Genomic DNA, 22,147 nt, shown 5'->3' with positions numbered 1-22,147 from the left:
GCCCTGGTGGTTGTGGCGGCGCTCGCCCTGGTCATCATCGACCGGGCCAGCCTGCCCAAGGCTCCCCGCACCGCCGATCTCATTGCCCGCGGCGAGACCTATCAGGTCCGTATCCGGCGCGATGCATGGGGCGTGCCCCACATCCAGGGCAAGACCGACGCCGACGCGGCCTATGGCCTGGGCTTTGCCCAGAGCGAGGACGACTTTGCCACCCTGCGCGAGGTGCTCCTGGCCACGCGTGGCGTCCTGGCCCGGGAGAAGGGCGCATCGGCCGCCCCCACCGACTATGTCGTCTCCCTGCTGGGCGTCTGGCCCACCGTCGAGGCCGGCTATCCCAAGCTGCCGCCGGACCTGCGCAAGGTGCTGGAAGCCTATGCCGACGGGGTCAATCACTATGCGGCCCTGCACCCCGAGGCCGTCTCGCCGGGTCTGCTGCCGGTGACCGGCAAGGACATCGAGGCCGGCTTTGTCTTCAAGCAGCCGTTCTTCTACGGGCTCGATGCCGAGCTGAAGTCCCTGTCCGCGCCGGGTGGGCCGCCGCCGCCGCCGAAGGGCTCCAACGGCCTCGCCGTCGGCCCGTCGCGCAATGCCGACGGCGCGACGCGACTGCTGGTCAATTCGCACCAGCCCTATACCGGCCCGGTGGCCTGGTACGAGGCCGTCATCGAAAGCGGTGAAGGCTGGCACGTGGCCGGTGGCTTCTTCCCCGGCTCGCCCTTCATGCTGCACGGCCATAACGCCACCCTGGGCTGGGCCAATACGGTGTCCAAGCCCGACCTGGTCGACATCTACCGGCTGACGATCAATCCCGAGAACCGCAACCAGTACCGGCTGGACGGCCAATGGCGGGACTTCGAGAAGTCCACCGCCACCCTGCGGGTCAAGCTCTGGGGGCCCATCGTCCTGCCGGTCCGCAAGGCCGTGCTGAGGTCGGCGCATGGTCCGGTCCTCGAGACCAAGGCCGGCACCTTCGCGATCCGCTATGCCGGCATGGGCGAGTACCGCCAGGCCATCCAGTACTGGAAGCTCGACAAGGCCAAAACCCTGGCCGAATGGCAGGCCGCCCTGGCGACCCATGCCCTGCCCAGCCTGAACTATGTCTATGGCGATGCGGCCGGCAATATCGGCTTCGTCCACAACGGCCAGTACCCGAACCGCAAGGCCCAGGTCGACTGGCGCGGCGTGCTGCCCGGCGACCGCTCGGACCTGATCTGGCAGGGCTATCTGCCGCTGGCGGCCACGCCGCAGCTGTGGAACCCGAAGTCGGGCTATGTCTTCAATTCCAACAACAGCCCCCTGCGGGCCAGCGCAGCCGCTGACAACCTGAAGGCCGAGGCCTTCCCCGCCTCGATGGGCCTGCAGACCAACATGACCAACCGCGCCCTGCGGGTTGAAGAAACGGTCGGAACCGATCCGGCGATCAATGACGAGAGCTTCCGGCGCTACAAATACGACCTGACCTATAGCGACCGCTCCAGTGTCGCGGCCATGATTGCCGAGGTCACGGCGGTCAGGGCCGGCGGGGACAAGGACCTCGCCGATGCCCAGGCCATTCTGAAAGCCTGGGACCGCCAGACCAACATCCACAATCGCGGCGCGGCCCTGGCCGCCCTGATGAGCCAGCCGATCCTGTTTGCGCGGACCAGCGGGGCACCCGAGCCGAAACCGATCGATACGTTGAAGGCCGCCATCACCACGCTCAAGACCCATTTTGGCCGCCTGGATCCCGAGTGGGGTCAGGTCAACCGCATCCGCCGGGGCAAGGTGGACCTGCCCATTGACGGCGCGGCCGACACCTATCGCTCGGTCTGGGGCATCCCCCAGAAGGACGGCACCACCACCGCCGACGGCGGCGATACCTTCATCATGTTCGTGACCTGGGATCGGGACGGACGCCTGAGCTCGGACAGCATCCACCAGTTCGGTTCGGCGACCCTCGATGCCAGCGCACCCCATTATGCCGACCAGACCCCGCTGTTCGTCGCGATGAAGACCAAGCCGGTCCTGTTCACCGAGGCTCAGCTGAAAGGCCACGTGAAGGAGGACTATCGCCCCGGTAAACGCTAGCCTTGCCCCCTGTTCAGGCACGGTTCAGGCGCAGGGCCTAGCTTGGCCGCAATGACCTCAGGCTTGGGAAGACCCACCATGCGAAACACCTTCACCCGGACGGCCCTGGGCCTCTTCGCCGCCACCTCGGCCCTGCTGGGCGCCAGCGCCCAGGCCCAGGCGCCCAGCTGGAACGGCCGCTATGACGAGCCGCCGCGCGGCTCCTACACCCAGTCGTGCCGCGAGATCACCGCCTTTGACGGACAGGTCTGGGCCCGCTGCCAGGCCGGTGGCGGCCGCTGGACCTGGAGCAGCGCCGACGTTCGCGGCTGCCGTGGCGGCCTCGAAAATCGCGGCGGCTATCTGATGTGCACCGGCAATCCAGGCCCAGGCGGCCCGGGTGGTCCCGGGGGCCCCGGCAGCGGTGGCGGCTGGCCCGGCGGCGGCGGTCTGCGCCCGGATGCCGTGCTGTTCGAACATGCCGGCTATCAGGGCCAGCCCTACGAAGTGCGCGGCGATATGCCGGACCTCACCGCCATCCGCTTCAACGACAAGGCCTCGTCGATCAAGATCCTGCGCGGCGAATGGCAGGTCTGCGAGGATGTCGACTATCAGGGCCGCTGCTGGATCCTGACCCGCGACGAGGGCCTGCTGGGCCGCGACCTGAACGATCGGATCAGCTCGATCCGCCGGGTTCGCTAATGCACGGTCGCTCTGGTCTGATGTAGCCGATCAGACCAGAGCCGGCCCAAGGGCCTGCCCTCCCCTTGTCCTGCCGGGCTGACCGTCTTTCAGGTCGAGCGGTCCGAGCTCGTTCCGCACATCGGGATTCATGCGTCTTCCTCGCGAGACGTCCCCTCGGCGATCGCCTGCTTTTCATGGGGCGCAACCTCGCCGTCCGTAGCCGACCTCAACATGTGTTCTGCCAGAGACGCCGCCGGCGGCTGGGCCTCCGCGCCGCCAGGACCGGGCAGGCTTGAGGTCTTCATTGGGTCACGGCGGGCTCGCATGCGTCTGGCTACGCCTGAATTTCTCGAAGGTTCCGGACCATAGCCGCCGGCCCCCTGCCCGAAGGCTGCCAGCCAAGCGCACAGCCTGTGTCAGAGACGGGTTCGGCCGTGTCACGCCGATGGACGCTAGGGAGGCCAGCTAGTGGAAGAAAGGTCGCCTGGCTCCCCGGCACGTTAGCTGCAGGTGGACTTTGACACCGTGATCGCCCCCAGTTGAGCCGATGGATCAACTGGAAAGGCCCCGCCCGGTGCTGGTGGATGGCAATTGAACTTCAGCAAGTATGCCGTGATCGCCGCCGAGGTTTCGACCGGCAAGCTATGCGGGGCCGTCAGTGGCATGGACTGAACCTTGTTGTGCAGGCCCTGAACGGTGAATGACGACATGCCTCCCCCTGTCAGGGTCCTGGCGGAGGCGCCCTCAAGGCGACCTCCATGACAGCCTGCGCAGTTGTCAGAATAGGCGCGCTTCCCGAACTCAACCTGTGCAGCGGTGTAGGGAACAGCAGGCGCGGTGGCCTTGGGCGGCAGGGCGCGACGAACCTCGATCAGGAGGTCCGGATCTGCCTTGATATAGATTGCGCCGTCTCGTGCGATTTGGATGAATCGCAGCCGTTCGCCGGTATTGATCAAGGGTTCGGAATAGATCCCCCGTCCATCTTCAAAGCGCACACGGTTGAGGGTCCGAGCCCCAATGGCTACGACCAGGAGGTCCCCGCCCCATTTGCCGAACTGAGAGCCCGTCGGATACGCGGCGATGCCTGTCGGCGCGATCGACGGGACATAGGCAAAAGCTGGCGACTTACTGATCGTGCTATGGCCCCAGATGAAGCCTGCGTCCAGCGGATCGTCGCCATAGATGTCCCGGTTATAGGCCGCGCCGAGACTATCGACAGGCCACCCCAGATTGTCGCCCTCATGGACGATGTTGATCTCGTCACCCCCCTTCGGACCATGCTCACTTTCGTAGAGTGAACCGCCGGCCCAGCTTAGCCCCTGGGGGTTTCGTACGCCCTTCGCCAAAACGGCGACCTCGCCGGACCTGGGGTCATAGCGATAGATCTTGCCATAGGCTTGGTCGTCCATCTGGGCGTTGACCATTCCGCCGAAGTCGCCGACGCCGAAGTAGAGAACGCCGTCCGGCTTCATGGCGAAGCTTCCGCCCGCCTGGGTCAGTGCGGCGATGTGTTCACTGTAGCAAGGATCTGTCTCAAAGAGGGTCTTCGGGGCACTGAGCGTCTCACCGCTCAGCGTGTATCGAACGACGGCCAACTTTACGCAATCGGGTGAGCCGGGGCGAAAGTGATAGGCCAGATAGGCGACGCCCCGCGCCGGATCGGTGAGGAAGCCTTTCACGCCGCCAAGCGAGCCCTGGAAGTCGCAGGCTATCGACTTTCCGGGCGGCGTAGGCACCTGCACGCCCTTGGCCATTGTAAAGCTATCGCCGACCCGGCTTCCGACGGTCTGCAGGCCACACCGGTTTATGAAGACATATTTCGATCCGACGAGAGAGAACGGCCCTGAAACGCCGTCATCCCGGATGTCGATCAGCTTCCATCTTTTAATACTGAGCGAATAATACTGACTGTCTGCGGTGCCGATATCATATAGAATGACTTGGGCGGTTGCAGATGTAAAGGCGATTACAAATATTATAGCGGCGAAGATCAGACGTTTCATTCGAAGGATCGCCCATAAATATCAACCATAACTGTTGATCGGGCTAACGAGCGAAATCCGCATAAGTTGCAGCGCACGAACTGATTTCTTGAAATTGAGGGCGTGGACCATTCGCTCCAGCCCTTACAAATCAACCCTCAGACCTTGGGGACTTCCAGGATCACCCTCGGGCTGCAGTTGACGGTTCCGCGATGGTCATGGCTATCCGCCTCCAACCTTCAAGCGCCGGGCTTCTCGGCCAGAAGGCCAAGGTCCAGGGTCCAGCGCGGTCCCAACATGAGTGGCCGACCCTCGTCGGACGTCAGATGATCCTTATGCGGGGGAACGGTAGAGGAGCGAATGCGGGGATATTCCCGATGAACATCCCGCCCCCGGCAAAACCCTTAACCCAGCAATGCGACCCCGGGCCGCCCTTTTCACACCGCATTCAAAGGCGCATATGGGCGGCATGTCCACGCCGCCTCCCGCAAGCATCCTGACCGGTCTCAAGCGTGGGATCCGGCACCGCTGCCCCAATTGCGGTCAGGGTCACCTCTACAGCCGCTATCTGAAGGTCGAGGCCGAGTGCGAGACCTGCGGCCATGAACTGGGCCTCTATCCCGCGGACGACGGCCCGGCCTATTTCACGATCCTGATCATCGGCCACCTGTTCATTGGCCCCCTGCTGCTGTTCCCCTTCATCTGGAAGGCTCCGGTGGCCCTTGTCGTGCCCCTGACCATCCTGCCGCTGGCGGCGCTGACGCTGGTGCTGCTGCCGCGCGTCAAGGGGGCCGTGATCGGCGCCCTGTGGGCCATCAAGCTGCGCAAGGCCGAAGACGCTCCGGCCGGCTGAGCCTGGCCCTCCCCCGTAGGCGGGGAACCGGAAAGCCACACCATACATTCCCCTCCCACGCTGAGACCCGATCGCACACCGTACCGGGGGCAGCCTGCGACCGCTGCGCTGGATCAGGCCTTCTGATCCTTCTGTTGCGGCTCCGCTTCATGAACGATGGACGCGTGGAGGCGAGCCGACGGCTGCCTGTGCTTCGCGCGCGCCAGTGGGAGAACACGCATGCTCGGCACGATCCTCATCATTCTTCTGATCCTGGCCCTGATCGGGGCCCTGCCGACCTGGGGCCACAGCAAGTCCTGGGGCTATTTCCCCAGCGGCGGTCTCGGCCTCATCCTGGTGATCCTGATCATCCTGGTGCTGATGGGCCGACTCTAGGGCGCGGGCCGGGCGCCGACCGACAGCGGTTGGCGTCCGGCGCGGGCTTCGCCTAAGGTTCTGCCAAAGCGCCTGAGGGGGAACTGGGCATGAGCGACGATACGGCCGATCAGGACCGTCAGGTCCAGGCTCCAAACCGGCTTCGTGCCATCCTGGGCGGCTCGGCCGGCAACCTCGTCGAATGGTACGACTGGTTCGCCTACGCCGCCTTCTCGATCTACTTCGCCAAGGTCTTCTTCCCGGCCGGGGACCAGACCGCCCAGTTCATGAAGACGGCTGCGGTCTTCGCGGTCGGCTTCCTGGCCCGCCCCGTCGGGGCCTGGCTGATGGGGCTCTATGCCGACCGCGCCGGCCGTCGCGCCGCCCTCACCCTGGCTGTGGCCCTGATGAGCCTGGGCTCGCTGATCATCGCCGTGACGCCGGGCTTTGACCGGATCGGTGCGGCCGCCCCGGCCATCCTGCTGGCCGCCCGTATCCTGCAGGGCCTGTCGGTGGGGGGCGAGTACGGGGCCAGCGCCACCTATATGAGCGAAATGGCCGGCAAGCGGCGGCGCGGCTTCTGGTCCAGCTTCCAGTATGTGACCCTGATCATGGGCCAGCTGGTTGCGGCCCTGGTGCTGGTGATCCTGCAAAACACCCTGACCGCCGAGCAGCTGTCGGCCTGGGGCTGGCGCATCCCCTTCTATATCGGAGCGGCCCTGGCCGTGATCGTGTTCTGGATCCGCAGCGGCCTCGAGGAATCCCAGTCCTTCGAGAAAGCCCGGGCCGAGGGCACGCCGAAGGGCACCACACTGGCCATGTTCCGCGAGCACCCGCGGGAAGCCCTGGCCATCATCGGCCTGACCGCCGCCGGCTCGCTCGCCTTCTATGCCTACACCACCTACATGCTGAAGTTCCTGACCAATACGACGGGCTTTTCGAAGGCCACAGCCGGGGCCGTCAATCTGGCGACCCTGGTCGGCTTCATGCTGGTCCAGCCCCTGTTCGGCTGGCTGTCAGACCAGTGGGGCCGGCGGCGGATGCTGGTCTTTGCCTTCGGGGCCGGAGCGATCCTGGCCTGGCCGATCTTCACCCTGGTGGCCAGGGCCAACGATCCGGTCATGGCCTTCCTGCTGATCTTCGCCGCCCTGATCGTGCAGTCGGGCTACACCTCGATCAGTGCCGTGGTGAAGGCCGAGCTGTACCCTGCCCATGTCCGCGCCCTCGGCGTGGCCCTGCCCTATGCCCTGGGCAATGCGGTGTTCGGCGGTACCGCCGAATATGTCGCCCTGTGGTTCAAGAGCATCGGCCTGGAGAGCGGCTTCTATCTCTATCTGGCCGGGATGATGGCCATGGGCGCGGTCATCGCCTTCAGCCTGCGCGACAGCGCCCGGCACAGCCGCATCCTTGAGGACTGACCGCCCTGCTTCCACCCTTCGCCGAATCTTCGCTCCGGCCTAAGCTGACGCCATGCCGATCCTCGACATCATCGCCCTCGCCCTCTTTGCTTTCAGCTGGCTGTTCTATGAACCGCTGCTCAAGCGCCTGGGCCATGGCAGCAACCTGATCAATACCGACATGACGGTCATCCGGCGGCGCTGGATGCAGGAGATGGCCGTACGGGAGATCGCCCTGCTGGACGGACAGCTTCTGGGCCACGCGATCAACTCGGCCAGCTTCTTCGCCTCGTCGAACCTGATCCTGATCGCGGCGGCGGCGGGCGTGCTGTTCGGCGGCGATTCCGCCCTGAGGAGCATCGAAGGCATAGCCGTCCTGGCTCCGGCCTCGCAGCTGATGGTCCAGATCAAGCTCGGCCTCGTGCTGGTGGCCCTGGCCCGCGGCCTGCTCGACTTCATCTGGGCCATCCGGCAGATGAACTATTGCCTGGCCGCCATCGGCGCGACGCCGATGTGGGCTTCTCCGTCCGTGCTGGCGGAATATGCCGAAGCCACCGGCGGGATCCTCAATCCGGCCCTGTCGGCCTTCAATGCCGGGGTGCGGGGCTACTATTTCGCCCTGGCTGGTGCCGCCTGGCTACTGGGTCCGCAGGCCTTCATCATCGCCACCCTCGGCGCGCTGCTGCTGCTGGTCTGGCGCCAGCGCCGCAGCAGTGCCTCTTCGGCCGTGCGCCAGGTTCGCCAGATCCTCGAGCGCCAGCCTGTTGTCCATGGCCCCCATGTGCGCGCGACGCCGTCAGAGCCGCCGGTCGACTCGATCTGACGTCCCGAAGGGTTCAGTCGCGCCCGGCGGACAACAATACGACATCTGTCAGACCCAGATCCCGCCGGACGGCCCGGGTCAGGCGCGCCACGACAAGACGGTGGGCGTTCTGCAGCCAGTCCAGGGCCTCGGCCTGGTCGAGCTCTGCAATATCCGCGAAACGGACCCAACGGGCCCGAGCCAGATAAGGGGCCGGGACGGCGCGGCCGGTTTCGATCAGGACCTCATAGGCCAGATCACTGACCTTGAATGAAACCCCGTCCTGGGCGACAGCCCCGCCCATCAGGGCAAACATCCGGCCGCCGACCTTGAACACCTGGGTGCCGCCCCACTGAACGGTCAGTGAGGCAGCGGGAAGGCCCAGGCAGGCGTCCCGAAAGGCGTCTGGGCTCAAGCCTCGACGCCGATCCCGATCGGACAGGTCACGCCCGTACCGCCGATGCCGCAATAGCCGCCGGGGTTCTTGGCCAGGTACTGCTGGTGATAATCCTCGGCGAAATAGAACGGGCCGGCCGGGGCGATCTCGGTCGTGATCGGGCCCAGCCCGCGCGCGGCCAGGGCCTCGCCATACGCCGCCTTGGACGCCGCCGCCACGGCGGCCTGGGCCTCGCTGGTGACATAGATGCCGGAGCGGTACTGGGTGCCGATGTCATTGCCCTGGCGCATACCCTGGGTGGGATCGTGATTTTCCCAGAAGGTCCTCAGCAGGGCCTCGTAAGACACGATGCGCGGGTCAAACACGACCAGCACAACCTCGGTGTGCCCGGTCTGACCCGAGCAGACTTCCTGATAGGTGGGGTTGGGCGTGACACCCGCCGCATAGCCGGCGGCGGTGACATGGACGCCGGGCACCTGCCAGAACACCCGCTCCACACCCCAGAAGCAGCCCATGGCCAGGACCGCCGTCTCCAAGCCCTCGGGATAGGGGCCCTTCAAGGCGTGTCCGTTGATGAAATGGGTCTGGGCCGTGGGGATCGCATCAGCCCGCCCCGGCAGGGCGTTGGCGGCGGTCGGGAGGTCGAGGGACTTCTTGGCGAACAGCATGACGGGATCTCGGCGATGACGTGGCTCCACATATAGTTCGCCTTGTCGAACGTTTCACCCCGTATGGCCGCTTGCTACCGCAACGCGGCTGAGTATATTGCGCGCCTTCCTGCGTCGGGGGGCTCAACCGCCTTTCGAGTCGAGTGCGCATGGTGAGGTGGCCGAGTGGTTGATGGCGCACGCTTGGAAAGCGTGTTTAGGTGAAAGCCTAACGAGGGTTCGAATCCCTCTCTCACCGCCACGCCTCTTTCCAGCATATTGAAAAAGCTGTTCTTTTCGAGCAAGGCGCGAGCCTCTCGAATCTTGACACCATGCCTGGTCCGCGCACGGTGGCCCCAGAAACCCGGTTGCGCGCCTTCAGGGCGGCGCTTCATGCGCCGGTGCACTTGAGGTCTGCGCGGCATCCCGCGCCTCAAGCGCTTTGCGGATCGTATCGTGCTTGGCCTTGTCCATGGTGTGACCGGCGATCAGGGCGGCGCCGACCAGGGCCAAAAGGGCGGGCACAACGGCGAAGCTGACCGAGAGAACGCGTAAAGCCTGTGGCGCATTCCCGGCCCCCAGGTCAGCCCTGAACCCAAAAAGCTCCAGCGCGCTGACGGAGGCAAACACCGCGACGGCGGAGCCGATCTTTACGACCCCGCTCAGCAAACCAAACATGAGACCGCTGCGATCCACGCCGCTCTTCAGGCGCTCTTCGTCCCCCAGGTCGGCCATCATGGCGCGCAGCAGGATCGGCCCGGCGCTATAGGGCAGGCCGGCCAGAGTCATGGTCACGATCCCCCAGACCAGCCCTTCCGGCGCGATCAGCACCGACAGTTGTGCGACGGCATAGGCGACGGCGGCGACGGCCAGGGCCCGATGCTTGCCGATCGCCTGTCCGAGCCGCCCCCAGAGGGGCGCGCCCAGCAGCGCGCCGACAAAATAGAGCAGCAGCAACAGGCCGGCTTCGGAACGGTCCCAGCCGCGGATGGCCTCAAAATAGAAGAAAAACAGGGTTCCGGCGATCACCGGGCCCGTCCCCAGAAGAATGTCCGACCCGAGGATTCGCAGGATCGATGGCCGGCGGATCAGATCCAGATAGTGGCGCCAGTTGGCAGGCTGGGTGTTCGGCGGCGACTTCGGCTCGTGAATGGCGAGCAGTGCCAGAAGGATGGCCACGGGCAGGCTCAGCACGACGAACCAGCCCATGGCCCGCACGCCCTGGCCGTAATCGAGCCCGAAGCCGAGTTTCATCAGCGGCGGCATGGCGAGCACGATGAGCATGCCCAGGACAGTGAAGCCCTGCCACCAACTGAAGACGCGCGCGCGCTGCCCATACTCGGGTGCCAGTCGGGCCGCCCAGGTGACGTGCGCCATCGTCGCCATGGATTGACCCAGAAACCCAAGGACCAGCCACAACAGGATGTAGTTTCCATCGATACCCGGCCGCGCCATGAACAGCATCCAGACCGCGAGGATGGCGATGGGCAGGCCGGCGACCAGCCAGGGCTTGAACCGGCCGAAGCGCGTATTGGTCCTGTCGATCAGGAACCCCAGGGTCGGATCCAGCCAAAGGTCGAAAAGCCGGACCATGCCGAAGGCCAGTCCGATGGCTGTCAGACTGACGCCCAGATCCGTGGCGTAGTAGTTGGGAAGATAGACGACGACGGGCATGAGCATCGCCGCCACCGGGACGCAAGGCAGGGCAAACGCGGCCAGGCGCCAGGTTCCCAGGGCCCCTTGCCCGCCGTTTGTGTCATCAGCGCTTATAGCTGCAACCTCACTTCAGTCGGGTCAGCTTAGCAACTTGACCGGAAAGAGCCATGCCAAAGCCAGGTCCAAGAAAGCCGGCTAAGATATTGAACCGACGACACTTGCTGGACAAGGGTCCGCTGGGCGCGCGCCGAAACACGGTGACGGGTCCAGGGGCCTACCTTCGCCAGGCCTTGACAAAAGTTTGACATCAAACCAATATGGTATGACATCAAACCAAAGGGGGCATTCATGACATCGCGGCGCAATGTTCTGAAATTGATCGGGGGTGGGGTCGTCCTGGCGGCAGCGGCCGGTGGCGGCCTCATCGCCATGAGCGGTCCTTCCGAGGCCGCGCGCGAACCCTGGCGCAAGGCCGGCCAGTACACCGAGTTCCGTCGCCGCGCGCTGTCCTATGCCTTGCTGGCCCCCAACCCGCACAACCGCCAGCCCTGGCGTGTAAAGCTCGAAGGGCAGGACGCCCTGACCCTCTACTGCGACCTCAAGCGCCGCCTGCCGGCCACCGACCCGTTCGACCGTCAGATCACCATCGGTTGCGGGGCCTTCCTCGAACTGCTGGTCCTGGCCGCCGCCCAGGACGGCTACCAGGCGACGATCACGCCCTTCCCTGAGGGCGAGGACATGCAGACACTCGACCAGCGGCCCGTGGCGCGCGTGTCCTTCACCAAGGGCGGGGTCAGCCCCGACCCGCTGTTTGCGCAGATCCTCGCCCGGCGCTCGAACAAGGAGGTCTATGAACCCCGGGACGTTCCGGCATCTGCGCTTCAACAGATCTCAGAGGCTGGGCACCTGTTCGGCGCGTCTTCCGAGACCATCGGCAATACCCGCCTGGCCGGGCACCTGCGTGACCTGACGTGGCGCGCGCACCAGAAGGAGGTGACAACGCCGGCGACCAACCAGGAATCGGTTGATCTCATGCGGATCGGTGCCGCCGAGGTCACGGCCAATCCGGACGGCATCGAGCTGGAAGGGCCGATCTTCGAGGCCGGGCGATTGGTGGGCTTCATGACGCGGCAGACCCTCGCGGATCCGAAGTCCACGGCCTTCCAGCAGGGTCTGGAGCTTTATCGATCGATGGCCCTGTCCGCGCGCGCTTTTGGCTGGATCACCAACGAGAACCGGTCACGGATTGACCAGATCAATGCCGGTCGCGCCTATGTCCGGATCAATCTCAAGGCTACCAGCCTCGGTCTCGGCGTCCATCCGTGGAGCCAGGCTCTGCAGGAGTACGCCGAGATGGAGGACCTGTACCGCGAAGTCCACGGTCTGATCGCCGACGGCAAGCGCATCCAGATGCTCTATCGTATCGGCTATGGCCCCCAGGTTGGGCCGACACCCCGACGCGGACTGGACGCCCACCTTGCCTGAACCTGCGGACCCTGAGGCCGAAAAGCTCTCGCACGAGCAGTTGCTGTTTCGCCTGCTCACCGAAATCGGCATCATCAACCAGCTGGCTGAAACGGCTTTCGAGCGCGTGCTGCCGCATGGCCTGACCCGTGCGCAATTCACGGTCCTGAACCACAGCGTGCGCATGGGGGACAACAGGACGCCGGCCCAGCTGGCCGCCGTCCTTCAGGTCACCCGCGGGACCATGACCAGCACGCTGGCAAGGCTTGAGGAGAAGGGCTTCATCCGGCTTGAGCCGGATGCCGTCGATGGCCGCTCGAAGCGGGTCCTGCTCACGCCCCAGGGCCGGGTCGCCCGCGAGGAGTCGATGCGCGCCGCATTTCCCTTCCTCGAGCTGGCCACGGGTGCCCTTCCCAGAGAGATGGTGGAACTCTTGCTGCCGCAGATCGAGCAGGTCCGGGCCTGGCTTGACCAGAACCGGCTGGAATGACGCGCTTGCCATGAGGCGCTGGAGCGCCAGGCGGCCGAATGGGTCGCCCTCAGGGTTTGGAGGCATTTGGTTCGGCGGGCGTGGACGCTCCCAAGCGGCGCGTCAGAACGAATGACCGGGTGCGGCGATGGACCTTCACCGCCGCGCGCCACGAACCGTAACAAAACTGTCACTCGTCTTGCGTGCAACGCTCCGCATACTTCCTACCGGGTTTGGGAGGCTGGAATGAGCGAGATCGAAAAGACGTCGCAGGTGACGACCCAGGCATTGACGCTGGCCGACAGCGGCAAGGTTGCGACGATCCAGGCGGCCATCGACATCGCCGACACCGCCCAGATCACGGCCTTCGGCGAGCGGGCCCAGCAGCAGGTCGCGGGCTTCGCCGACCGGATCCTGGAACAGACCCGCAATCGCGAGCTGGGTGACACGGGCGAGTTGCTCAGCGACATCATCGCCAAGGCCAAGGGCCTGGACCCTGCCGACCTGCAGAACGCCGACTTTGTCACAAGACTGTTCGGCGGCCTGCGCCGGCGCCTGCACCGCTTCACCTCGAAGTTCGAGACCGTGGCCGCCCAGATCGACCGCATCACCGTCGAGCTGGAGAAGCGGATCGATCGCCTGCGCCGCGATGTCACCATGCTGGACGGCCTGCACGACCAGACCCGCGATTCGATCGGCGACCTCGACGCCTACATCGCGGCCGGCAAGGCCTTCGCCCTGGACTTCCAGAAGGGCCCGCTGGCCGAGCTGGAAGCCCGGGCAAAGGCCACGGGTTCAGAGGGCGACAGCCAGGATCTGATGGCCGCCCAGGCATATCAAGACGCCGTCCAGTCGCTGGACCGTCTCGAGAAGCGGGTGCTCTACCTGCAGCAGGCCCGCCAGATCGCCATCCAGCAGTTGCCGCAGATCCGCATCGTCCAGAACGGCGACACGACCCTGATCGAAAGCCTGGCCGCCTCGATCAATCTCACTGTCCCGGCCTGGAAGCAGAAGATGGTGCTGCTGCTGGGCCTGACCCGGCAGCGTGAGGCCCTGGCCCTGCAGAAGACGGTCACCGACACCACCAACGAGATGCTGCGCCAGGCCTCGGACATGATGAAGACCCAGGCCATCGAGATCGAAACCCAGTCCCAGCGCGGCATCGTCGACATCGAGACCCTGCAGAAGACCAACCAGGACCTGATCGAGACCATTTCCGGCGTGCTGCAGGTCCAGGCCGAGGGCCGCAAGAAGCGCGAACTGGTCGAAATCGAAATGGATCGTCAGACCGACGCCCTGAAGAAGGCGCTGTCGCAAGGCCCTGCCCAGTGAGGCGGCTCGCCGTCCTTGCGGTCGCAGTCCTAGCCGGCCTGCTGGCCGGCTGCGGGTCGCAGGACCTTGATTTTCGTATCGTCGCCGGCTCGGAGCAGAAGGCTCTGGAGCCGCTCGTCCAGGCGTTCTGCAAACGCCAGAACGTCGAATGCCAGATCGACTACAAGGGCTCGCTCGATATCGGCCTGATGCTGGCCAATGAAACGCCGCCCGAGGTCGATGCCGTCTGGCCGGCCTCCAGCCTGTGGATCGAGCTTTACGACACACGGCGTCGGGTCAAGGACCTGAAGTCCATCGGCACCACGCCCGTGATCCTCGGGGTGCGGACCAGCAAGGCCCGCGAACTCGGCTGGGTGGGCAGGCCCGTGCGGATGGACGACATCCTCAAGGCGGTGCAGGCCGGCAAGCTGTCGTTCCTGATGACCTCGGCCACCCAGTCCAACTCCGGCGCGGCGGCCTATCTGGCCATGCTGGCGGCCGCCTTCGGCGACGGCTCGCGACTGGATCCGGCGGCGCTCGACGACAATGCGGCGCGCGCCAAGGTCAAGGCCCTGCTGAAGGGCGTGGCGAGGTCGTCGGGCTCGTCGGGCTGGCTGAAGGATCTTTATCTGGAGACCGCCCAGGCCGGTAAGCCCTACGACGCCATGTGGAACTATGAGGCGGTGCTGAAGGAGACCAACGACGCCCTGCGCCAGACCGGCGGCGAGCTGCTGTACGCCGTCTACCCGTCCGAGGGTGCCGCCTATGCCGACGCGCCACTGGGCTATGTCGAGCGTGGCCAGGACAAGAAGACCCGGGCCTTTTTTGACAGCCTGCAAACCTACCTGCTGAGCGCCGAGGCCCAGGCCCGAATCGCGGCGGACGGGCGTCGGACCGCCCCGGGCATGGCCGCGCCGGCCCGCGCCGAACCGGACTGGAACTTCGACCCCTCGCGGGTCGTGCCGTCCGTCGCCCTGCCGGAACCGGCGGTGATCTCGCGGGCCCTGACCCTCTATCAGGAAGTGCTCCGCCGCCCCTCCCTCACGGCCCTGTGCCTGGATTTCTCGGGCTCGATGGAAGGTGACGGCGAGCGGCAGCTGAAGTCTGCCATGCGCACCCTGCTCACCCCCGCCGAGGCATCCAAGGCGCTGATCCAATGGTCCCCGGCCGATCGTATCATCGTCATCCCCTTCGATGACGGCCCACGAGCGACCCTGCAGGGTGACGGAAGTCCCGCCTCCCAGGCCAGACTGCTCGCCGCTGTCGAGGCCGAAAGCTCCGACGGGGGCACCGACATGTACGCCTGTGCCGACGCCGCCTTCGTCGCCATGCAACCCTATCTGGACAAGGGCTATCTGCCGGCCGTGGTGCTGATGACCGACGGCGAGTCGGACAATGCCGGCGGATTCGATTCTACCTGGCGGCGGGACGGTCACGAACTTCCGGTGTTTGGCGTGACCTTCGGCAAGGCTGACAAGGGCCAGTTGGACCAGGTGGCAAAACTGACACGGGCGCGGGTGTTCGACGGCGGCAAGAATCTGACGGAAGCCTTCCGGTCCGCCAGGGGCTACAACTGAGCCCGGTTCGATGAGGGACGAGGCGATCTTGCGGGCGAATGCGCGATGGGTTGAGCGGCATTGTCTTCCGGGAGATGCACGTTGATGGGACGCGGGGCGTCGACCCTGCTGGCGGCCGTAGCCGCAGCCCTGACCCTGCCCCTGCTGGCGCTGGTCCTGAACCTGCCGTGGTGGCTGTCCCTGACCGTCGCCCTGGCCGTATTTGGCGGTGTCTGGCTGGTGGCGAAGCCGGGCAGCAGGCTTGGCCACGGGCTGACCGACGACGCCGTGCTGGACGCGCGGAGCGCCACGGCCCAGGGCCTTTTGCTCGAAGCCTCCAGCGCCCTGGATCGCCTGCGCAAGGTCCGTCGCGAGATCCAGGACGCGCCGATGCGCGCCGAGATCGCTAACCTGCTGGAAGTCGGGGACAAGGTGATACGGGAGGTGCGCGAGGATCCGGGCCGGGCGATGGCTGTGCGCCGCCTGTTGACCTTTTACCTGCCCAACGCCGCCAGCGTCGCCGACGGATGGCGCACACTGGAAGCCAGAGCGGTCCCCTCCACCACCCGCATGACCCAGACCCGTGAGGTGATGGGCGGACTGTCCCAGGCCTTTGCCAAATATGCCGACGACGTCGCCGAACCTGAACTGCAGACGCTCGACCTGGACCTGAAGGTGTTGAAGGACGCCCTCAAGGCCGATTTGAGCAACACCCCCTGATGGAGACCTGAGGCATGGCCATGAGCAGGCGGGCGCTGGCGGGACTGGGCGTCCTGGGAGTCAGCGCGGCGGTCACCGGCGGAGCCGTGCTGTTCCGCGACCGGCCCGAAGTTCGCGGTGCCCTCGGCAACGTTGATTTGATCAGGGGCTATGCCGGCGGCGAGAAGATCGGTTTCATTCAGAACCCCCACACCATCGCCGCCCTGAAGCGGCAAGGCCTTGCCCTGGCAGCGGAACGGGCGGGATCGGTGGAACAGGTCCGCGACCCGACCCTGTTGACCACCAAGCCCCAGTTTCTGTGGCCCAGTTCCAGCCCCCTGGTCGACCTGGCCCGGCGGGAGGTCAAGATCCTCAAGGACGAGGTGATCTTCAACTCGCCCATCGTCATCTATTCCTGGGCCCCGATTGCTGACGGCCTGGTCCGCGCGGGCCTGGCGACCAAGGAGGGCTCCCACTACTATATCGACGCCCGGGGGCTGATTGACGCGGTCCTGGCTCGCAGGTCGTGGAGCGAACTGGGCCAGCCCGACCTCTACGGTCGGGTGCGGCTGATCGCATCGGACCCCAACAAGTCCAACTCCGGCTTCATGTTCGCGGGCCTCGCCGCCAACCTGCTGGCCGGCGACGTGGCCACAGCCGACACCCTGCCGGCGGTGCTGCCGAAGCTGGTCGACCTGTTCCGGGGCATGGGCTTCAAGTCCAGTTCCTCCGGCAAGGTGTTTGACGACTATGTCGCCGGCGGTCCGGGGGCCCAGCCGATGGTGGTCGGCTACGAGAACCAGCTGGTCGAATGGATCCTGGCCGACAAGGAACGCTGGAAGCGCATCGCCGGGGCTCCCGGACCGGCCAAGCCGGTGGCCCTCTACCCCAAGCCGACGGTCTATTCCGCCCACCCCCTGATCGCCCTGGACCCGCACGCCCTGCCGTTGATCGATACCCTGATGTCCCGACCACTGCAGGAGATCGGCTGGCGCGACCACGGCTTCCGCGGGCCGCTCGGCGCAGTCGGCGTCGAGACCGATCCGATGATCGCCGGGCGCATGCCGGCCCAGATCGCTGCCGTGGCCCCCATGCCCGACATCGAAGTCATGCTGAGCATTCTCAAGGCCCTGATCTGAACGCTCTTATGTCCTGAGCAGGCGCTGCCAGATTGACCCGGCTGGCGGGGAAATGGCTTCGTGCACCGAAGGGGCGGATCGACAGCCGGGGCGTGAAACCCTCCAGGTGCCCTCCGCCCCCCGCCTCACAAGGTGCCCTTACCCGGCGCAGAAGTTGGCGATATCGCTGGCGGTGTCCCGACTGATGTCCGGGCAGCAGATCGGAAAGATCTCCGTGCCGTGGATGGTGCCCATCACCTGGCGGCAGCGGGCACTGACCCCGGCCGCCATCAGGCGGCGGTAAAAGGCGATGCCTTCGTCGCGCAGCGGATCACATTCGTTGACGCTGATGACGACCGGCGGAAGCCCCTTCAGGTCATCCAGGGTGGCAAAGCCTGGCCAGGCCAGAGGATTTCGGGCCTCGAAGGCCTCGATGCCATAGGCCATGGCACCCCGGTTGTTATGGAGCTGCAGCAGGATGCCGTTGTTCTCGGTCGAGGAAGGGTGCTCCTCCAGCGGCCACTGGCCGGCGATGTAGGGACACAGGGCGTAAAGGCCGGTGATCAGGCCAAGATCGCCGTCGGCCTTCAGCTTCAGGCCCGTCGCCAGGGTCAGGTTTCCACCGCCGCTCTCGCCCGCGATAATGATCCGCGAGGGGTCGATGTTCAGGGCCGCGCTGTTGGCGTGAACCCATTTCAGGCCGGAGACGCAATCGTTCAGACCAGCAGGAAAGGGTGCCACCTCGCTGACCGAGGATGGAAGGGTGGCATTGCGGAAATCAACCATCGCCACAGCCACGCCCCGGGCCGCAATGATCCGCCCCCAGGCCCGATAGTTGCCGTCAAAGCAGGACAGGCGCTCCATGCCGCCGCCATGGATGTAATAGACGCAGGGCAGGCATTCATCCGTATCAGGACGGATGAACTGGATATTGATCAGATTGCCGTCCGGCGCTGAAACAACCTGCTCGGTTCGGCAGACAAGGCCCGCCGACGGTGCCACTTGGTCATTGTCACACATGTCCAGAAAGGCCTTCAGACCCGCGGCTGCGGCCAGGGCCTCTGGGCTGCATTCCTGCGCGAGCAGTTCCTCACGGCTGGAGACGTCGCCTGCGCCGATGCCGAACTCGGCGGCACCGAAGATAGCCTTGATGCGAGGGTCAATCCGGGGGTCTTCGGCGATCTTGGAGGCCATGGGAGATCCTGGTCTTGAGGTTGAGAATGGAACTACTGCGGGACGGGGGAAACGGCCTGGCCCAGCAGGCCAGCCTGCCCGCCGTCCCAGGGAATGGCGAGCCGCGCCCGACGTTCGTCGATCATGCGGTGAAGCTCAAGACTGCCTGGCAGAAGATTGACGGCCGGACGGGCCGTGCCATCAAACGCCATGTAGCGGCGGTCGGTAGACAGGTAAGGCGACCAGACAGGCCGCCCCCCGCCATTGGGGTCTCCGGCTTGGGCGGCGACATGTGCTGTTCGCCGCACAGGAAGGCCTCGCGGCCGGGACGCTTGAACACCGTGCCGTTTTTCCTCCGCACTCTCGGAAATCGCGTGCTGAGCCGTTTCAGCCGCGAACGCTCGCAAGGAGATTTCTTGGGCGACGTCATCGACGTCATGGGCGCGTGGCAGGAAGCGGCTGAGAAAGCGCTGCAACCCCCGCCCAATCCGCGCACCGTGGAACGGCGTCAGGGCCAGACTGACCGCACCCGCGCTGTCATCACTGAAAACTTGTTGTCTTCAGCCTGTAACCAAAGGCCAGGCTGGGGCGAATGGGGTGGTGTCGGGCCGATCAGCGGTCTGGCCTCATCAACCAGGAAACGCTCCCATGACCAGCTTCAAGTCCGCCACGATCGCCTCGGCCGCCGCCCTGTTCGCCATGACCAGCATGGTCGCCGCCACCCAGGTCTCCGCCGCCCCCAAGGCCTCCGCCGAAAAGGTCCACTGCTATGGCGTCAACACCTGCAAGGGCACCTCGGACTGCAAGACCGCCAAGAACGACTGCAAGGGCCTGAACGACTGCAAGGGCCAGGGCTTCAAGGCCATGACCACCAAGGCTTGCGCCAAGGCCGGTGGTTCGCTGACCGCAGCGCAGTAATGGGCTCAGGCCCGGCAGCCGTTCGCAGCCGGGCCCGTTCCCCCGCTCCTGTCCAGGATGACAATATGTCCGACCGCGTGATCGCGCCTTTCGAGGGTTTCGGCCTGGGACTGCGTCCGCCCCACTATGCGGACTTTCTCGACCATGAGATTCCCGTCGATTTCGTCGAGGTGATCTCCGAGAACTTCATGGTTCGCGGCGGTCGGCCACTCTACATCCTGGACGCCGTGCGCGAGCGACATCCGGTGGCGATGCATGGCGTATCGATGTCGATCGGCTCGGCCGACGGCGTCAAGCCGGACTATCTGCGCCGCCTGAAAACCCTGGTCGATCGCGTCGATCCGCTCTGGGTGTCCGACCATCTCTGCTGGACGGGCCTGGAGGGCTTCAATTCCCACGACCTGCTGCCCCTGCCCTATACCGAGGAGGCGCTGGCGGTGGTCTGCGCCAACATCAACCGCGTTCAGGACGTCCTCGAGCGACCGATCCTGCTGGAGAACCCGTCCAGCTATCTGACCTTCGCCGACGACGAAATGACCGAGCACGGCTTCATGGCCCGAATGTGCGAGGCGACCGGCTGCTTCCTGCTGCTCGACATCAACAACATCTATGTCAGCGGCACCAATCACGGCTTCGATCCCGCCACCTATATCGCCGGTGTCCCGGTCGACCGGGTGCGCCAGATGCATCTGGCCGGCCACAGCCAGGGCCGGGATCTGCTGATCGACACCCATGATCAGCCGGTCCCCGACCCCGTCTGGGCCCTCTACGACCTCGCCTGCCAGCGCTTTGGGCCGGTGGCGACGATGATCGAGCGTGACGACGACATTCCGCCTCTAGGGGAATTGCTGACCGAACTGGACATCGCGCGCGCCCGCGCCGGCAGGCTGGAGTGCGCCGCATGAGCCTGCTGGCGATCCAGCGCGGCCTGCGCGACCACATCCTGGCAAACCAGAGCGGACAGTCTGAGGGCGTCAGTGCCCGCGGCGCGGCCGGTCTTGCCGTCTATCGGCATGCCTATCGCGCCCAGTTGGTGGCCTGCTTGCGAGACACGTTCGAGCAGACCTGGTCATGGCTGGGTGATGACGGTTTCGACGCCGCTGCGCTCAGCCACATAGTGGCCCATCCGCCCTGCGGCTGGACCCTTGACGCCTATGGCGAAGACTTTCCCGAGACCCTGACCGGGCTCTATCCGGACGATCCGGAGGTCGCTGAACTGGCCTGGCTGGACTGGAGCCTGCGCCGCGCCTTCGACGGCCCGGACGCCGATCCGATCACCCCCGAGGCCCTGGCAGAGGTAGACTGGGAGAGCGCCGTCCTGACCCTGCCACCGACCCTGACCATCGGCGAGGTCATCACCAACAGCGCCGCGATCTGGGGCGCTCTGACCGGGGGTGAGGCCCCTCCGGCGGTCGAGCGGCTGCCCGCGCCGGCCGCGATCCGTGTCTGGCGACAGGGCCTCTCCCCACAGTACCGCTCGATCGACGCCTTCGAACGCCAGGCCCTGGCCATGGCGCTGGACGGCTACACCTTTGCCCGGCTGTGCGAGCAGCTGGGCGGCCCTGATGATGCCGAGCGAACCGTCGCGCGGGTTGGCGGCCTTCTGGGGACCTGGCTGCAGGACGGGCTGGTCTGCAGTGCCGGCTGAACGGACCCGCTAAAGGCCCAGGGCTGTAAGCCCCGGATGACCGACCGGCCGGGGTGCCGCGCGATCCCAGTGGAACAGGCGATCTTCCGGCGCGATCGAGACGTCATTGATGCTGGCATGGCGTTCGCGCATCAGGCCCATTTCGTCAAAGGCCCAGTTCTCATTGCCGTAGGCGCGCCACCAGCCGCCAGCGCGGTCTCGCCACTCATAGGCAAAGCGGACGGCGATGCGGTCATCCGAGAAGGCCCACAGTTCCTTGATCAGCCGGTACTCATCCTCCTGGCTCCATTTGCGGGTCAGGAAGTCGATGATGGCCGGGCGTCCCTGCAGGAAGGTGCTGCGGTTCCGCCAGAGACTGTCGGGCGTATAGGCCATGGAGACACGCTCTGGATCGCGACCGTTCCAGGCGTCCTCGGCCTTGCGAACCTTCTCGGTCGCCGTCGCGCGAGTGAAGGGCGGCAAGGGCGGGCGGGATTGCGGCGTGGGGTTGGACATCAGGCACTCCATGGGGCCTAGAGGGTCGCCAGGCGCTGGCGAAGGGTCAGGTTCTCGGCTTCAAGCGCCGCCAGCCGCTCACGGAGCGGCAAGGTTCCAGCCTCGACCTCGGCGGCCGTGAACCTCGGCGTGATGTGCTGCGGGCAGTTCCAGTCGAAGGCTTCCAGGCGGAGCACCAGGGCCCGTTCGACCCGGGCCCGATAGCCCGGCAAGGCCAGGCGCCCGGCCAGTTCCGGATCGTCCGTGAGGTCGCGAGCCTCCATGCGCGCCAGGATCTTCAGGCGGGCCCGGCGCGGATAGTCGACCAGGATCAGACTGACCCGGTCCTCGACCGAAACATTGCCCACGGTGATGTACTGGCGGTTGCCGGCAAAGTCCGGCAGGGCCAGCGTCCGGTCGTCCAGCACCTTCAGAAACCCCTTTGGACCGCCGCGATGCTGCACATAGGGCCAGCCGCTTTCGGAGATTGAGGCCAGGT

At 65.8% G+C, this 22,147-nt stretch carries 23 protein-coding genes and 1 tRNA gene; 16 read left to right on the top strand and 8 right to left on the bottom strand.

Going from position 1 to position 22,147, the window contains the following annotated elements; all coding sequences use genetic code 11:
• Both DBR10_RS12340 and DBR10_RS12335 read left to right on the top strand, forming a co-directional pair.
• Positions 1–2,067, top strand: a 2,067-nt coding sequence (locus tag DBR10_RS12340) for an acylase (protein ID WP_108556372.1), incomplete at its 5' end; no start/stop codon positions are given.
• Positions 2,068–2,145: 78 nt separating this feature from the next.
• A complete protein-coding gene (locus DBR10_RS12335; RefSeq protein WP_108504503.1) occupies positions 2,146–2,748 on the top strand; it encodes a beta/gamma crystallin family protein in 603 nt (200 codons plus the stop codon).
• A gap of 482 nt (positions 2,749–3,230) precedes the next feature.
• Here DBR10_RS12335 and DBR10_RS12330 read toward each other — a convergent pair whose 3' ends face one another.
• On the bottom strand, positions 3,231–4,733 hold the full coding sequence (locus tag DBR10_RS12330) for a PQQ-dependent sugar dehydrogenase (RefSeq protein WP_108490676.1): 1,503 nt from the start codon (positions 4,731–4,733) through the stop codon (positions 3,231–3,233).
• A gap of 439 nt (positions 4,734–5,172) precedes the next feature.
• Here DBR10_RS12330 and DBR10_RS12325 point away from each other — a divergent pair, with 439 nt between their 5' ends.
• The 4 genes from DBR10_RS12325 (at position 5,173) to DBR10_RS12310 (ending at position 8,139) form a co-directional block, all read left to right on the top strand.
• Positions 5,173–5,565, top strand: a complete 393-nt coding sequence (locus DBR10_RS12325; protein WP_108490675.1) for a DUF983 domain-containing protein — start codon at positions 5,173–5,175, stop codon at positions 5,563–5,565.
• 219 nt (positions 5,566–5,784) lie between these two features.
• On the top strand, positions 5,785–5,940 hold the full coding sequence (locus DBR10_RS12320) for a DUF3309 family protein (RefSeq protein ID WP_108504504.1): 156 nt from the start codon (positions 5,785–5,787) through the stop codon (positions 5,938–5,940).
• Between the two features lie 89 nt (positions 5,941–6,029).
• Positions 6,030–7,337 carry an MFS transporter gene (locus DBR10_RS12315; protein WP_108504505.1) on the top strand — a complete coding sequence of 436 codons (1,308 nt, stop codon included), beginning with the start codon at positions 6,030–6,032 and terminating at the stop codon, positions 7,335–7,337.
• A gap of 52 nt (positions 7,338–7,389) precedes the next feature.
• Complete coding sequence (locus tag DBR10_RS12310; protein WP_108504506.1) at positions 7,390–8,139, top strand: DUF599 domain-containing protein; 750 nt, start codon at positions 7,390–7,392, stop codon at positions 8,137–8,139.
• Between the two features lie 13 nt (positions 8,140–8,152).
• Here DBR10_RS12310 and DBR10_RS12305 read toward each other — a convergent pair whose 3' ends face one another.
• Together DBR10_RS12305 and msrA are read right to left on the bottom strand one after the other, a co-directional pair.
• Positions 8,153–8,533: an MmcQ/YjbR family DNA-binding protein gene (locus tag DBR10_RS12305; RefSeq protein ID WP_108504507.1), complete on the bottom strand. Its 381-nt coding sequence runs from the start codon at positions 8,531–8,533 to the stop codon at positions 8,153–8,155.
• Entirely contained in the window at positions 8,530–9,183 is a 654-nt protein-coding gene (msrA, locus tag DBR10_RS12300) for a peptide-methionine (S)-S-oxide reductase MsrA (RefSeq protein WP_108490131.1), read from the bottom strand. The genes DBR10_RS12305 and msrA overlap by 4 nt, the downstream gene beginning before the upstream one ends.
• A 151-nt stretch (positions 9,184–9,334) precedes the next feature.
• On the opposite strand from msrA, the gene DBR10_RS12295 reads away from it, so the two are divergent.
• Positions 9,335–9,424 (top strand) — tRNA-Ser (locus tag DBR10_RS12295).
• A gap of 116 nt (positions 9,425–9,540) precedes the next feature.
• Here the strand turns inward: DBR10_RS12295 and DBR10_RS12290 are convergent.
• Positions 9,541–10,932, bottom strand: coding sequence for an MFS transporter (locus tag DBR10_RS12290; RefSeq protein ID WP_108504508.1), 1,392 nt, complete (start codon positions 10,930–10,932; stop codon positions 9,541–9,543).
• 234 nt (positions 10,933–11,166) lie between these two features.
• On the opposite strand from DBR10_RS12290, the gene DBR10_RS12285 reads away from it, so the two are divergent.
• From DBR10_RS12285 to DBR10_RS12260, 6 genes are all read left to right on the top strand, one after another.
• On the top strand, positions 11,167–12,303 hold the full coding sequence (locus tag DBR10_RS12285) for an Acg family FMN-binding oxidoreductase (protein ID WP_108504509.1): 1,137 nt from the start codon (positions 11,167–11,169) through the stop codon (positions 12,301–12,303).
• Positions 12,296–12,772 carry a MarR family winged helix-turn-helix transcriptional regulator gene (locus tag DBR10_RS12280; RefSeq protein ID WP_158272196.1) on the top strand — a complete coding sequence of 159 codons (477 nt, stop codon included), beginning with the start codon at positions 12,296–12,298 and terminating at the stop codon, positions 12,770–12,772. The genes DBR10_RS12285 and DBR10_RS12280 overlap by 8 nt, the downstream gene beginning before the upstream one ends.
• 225 nt (positions 12,773–12,997) lie before the next feature.
• A complete protein-coding gene (locus DBR10_RS12275) occupies positions 12,998–14,083 on the top strand; it encodes a toxic anion resistance protein (protein ID WP_108556369.1) in 1,086 nt (361 codons plus the stop codon).
• A complete protein-coding gene (locus DBR10_RS12270; protein WP_108504908.1) occupies positions 14,080–15,639 on the top strand; it encodes a substrate-binding domain-containing protein in 1,560 nt (519 codons plus the stop codon). The genes DBR10_RS12275 and DBR10_RS12270 overlap by 4 nt, the downstream gene beginning before the upstream one ends.
• Positions 15,640–15,723: 84 nt before the next feature.
• Positions 15,724–16,338 carry a 5-bromo-4-chloroindolyl phosphate hydrolysis family protein gene (locus tag DBR10_RS12265; protein WP_108504909.1) on the top strand — a complete coding sequence of 205 codons (615 nt, stop codon included), beginning with the start codon at positions 15,724–15,726 and terminating at the stop codon, positions 16,336–16,338.
• Between the two features lie 14 nt (positions 16,339–16,352).
• On the top strand, positions 16,353–17,456 hold the full coding sequence (locus tag DBR10_RS12260) for a substrate-binding domain-containing protein (protein ID WP_108504910.1): 1,104 nt from the start codon (positions 16,353–16,355) through the stop codon (positions 17,454–17,456).
• 138 nt (positions 17,457–17,594) lie between these two features.
• Here DBR10_RS12260 and DBR10_RS12255 read toward each other — a convergent pair whose 3' ends face one another.
• Together DBR10_RS12255 and DBR10_RS18900 are read right to left on the bottom strand one after the other, a co-directional pair.
• Positions 17,595–18,629, bottom strand: a complete 1,035-nt coding sequence (locus tag DBR10_RS12255) for an alpha/beta hydrolase fold domain-containing protein (RefSeq protein WP_108504911.1) — start codon at positions 18,627–18,629, stop codon at positions 17,595–17,597.
• A 32-nt stretch (positions 18,630–18,661) separates the two neighbouring features.
• Positions 18,662–19,084 (bottom strand): carboxylesterase family protein, encoded by a 423-nt coding sequence (locus DBR10_RS18900; protein WP_146184123.1) that lies wholly within the window; start codon positions 19,082–19,084, stop codon positions 18,662–18,664.
• A gap of 172 nt (positions 19,085–19,256) precedes the next feature.
• Here DBR10_RS18900 and bufA2 point away from each other — a divergent pair, with 172 nt between their 5' ends.
• From bufA2 to DBR10_RS12240, 3 genes are all read left to right on the top strand, one after another.
• Positions 19,257–19,526 (top strand): BufA2 family periplasmic bufferin-type metallophore, encoded by a 270-nt coding sequence (gene bufA2, locus DBR10_RS12250; protein ID WP_108504912.1) that lies wholly within the window; start codon positions 19,257–19,259, stop codon positions 19,524–19,526.
• 65 nt (positions 19,527–19,591) lie between these two features.
• Positions 19,592–20,431, top strand: a complete 840-nt coding sequence (gene bufB / locus DBR10_RS12245) for an MNIO family bufferin maturase (RefSeq protein ID WP_108504913.1) — start codon at positions 19,592–19,594, stop codon at positions 20,429–20,431.
• Positions 20,428–21,174, top strand: coding sequence for an HvfC/BufC N-terminal domain-containing protein (locus tag DBR10_RS12240; RefSeq protein WP_108489142.1), 747 nt, complete (start codon positions 20,428–20,430; stop codon positions 21,172–21,174). The genes bufB and DBR10_RS12240 overlap by 4 nt, the downstream gene beginning before the upstream one ends.
• Before the next feature lie 9 nt (positions 21,175–21,183).
• On the opposite strand, the gene DBR10_RS12235 is transcribed toward DBR10_RS12240, so the two are convergent.
• Both DBR10_RS12235 and DBR10_RS12230 read right to left on the bottom strand, forming a co-directional pair.
• Positions 21,184–21,669 carry a nuclear transport factor 2 family protein gene (locus DBR10_RS12235; protein WP_108556371.1) on the bottom strand — a complete coding sequence of 162 codons (486 nt, stop codon included), beginning with the start codon at positions 21,667–21,669 and terminating at the stop codon, positions 21,184–21,186.
• A 17-nt stretch (positions 21,670–21,686) separates the two neighbouring features.
• A partial coding sequence (locus DBR10_RS12230) for a pyridoxamine 5'-phosphate oxidase family protein (RefSeq protein ID WP_108556368.1) occupies positions 21,687–22,147 on the bottom strand: 461 nt, incomplete at its 5' end.

Origin of the sequence: Caulobacter sp. HMWF025 (genome assembly GCF_003060965.1) — a bacterium.
Taxonomy (GTDB): domain Bacteria; phylum Pseudomonadota; class Alphaproteobacteria; order Caulobacterales; family Caulobacteraceae; genus Caulobacter.
This window is presented reverse-complemented; position numbering and strand designations above follow the sequence as displayed.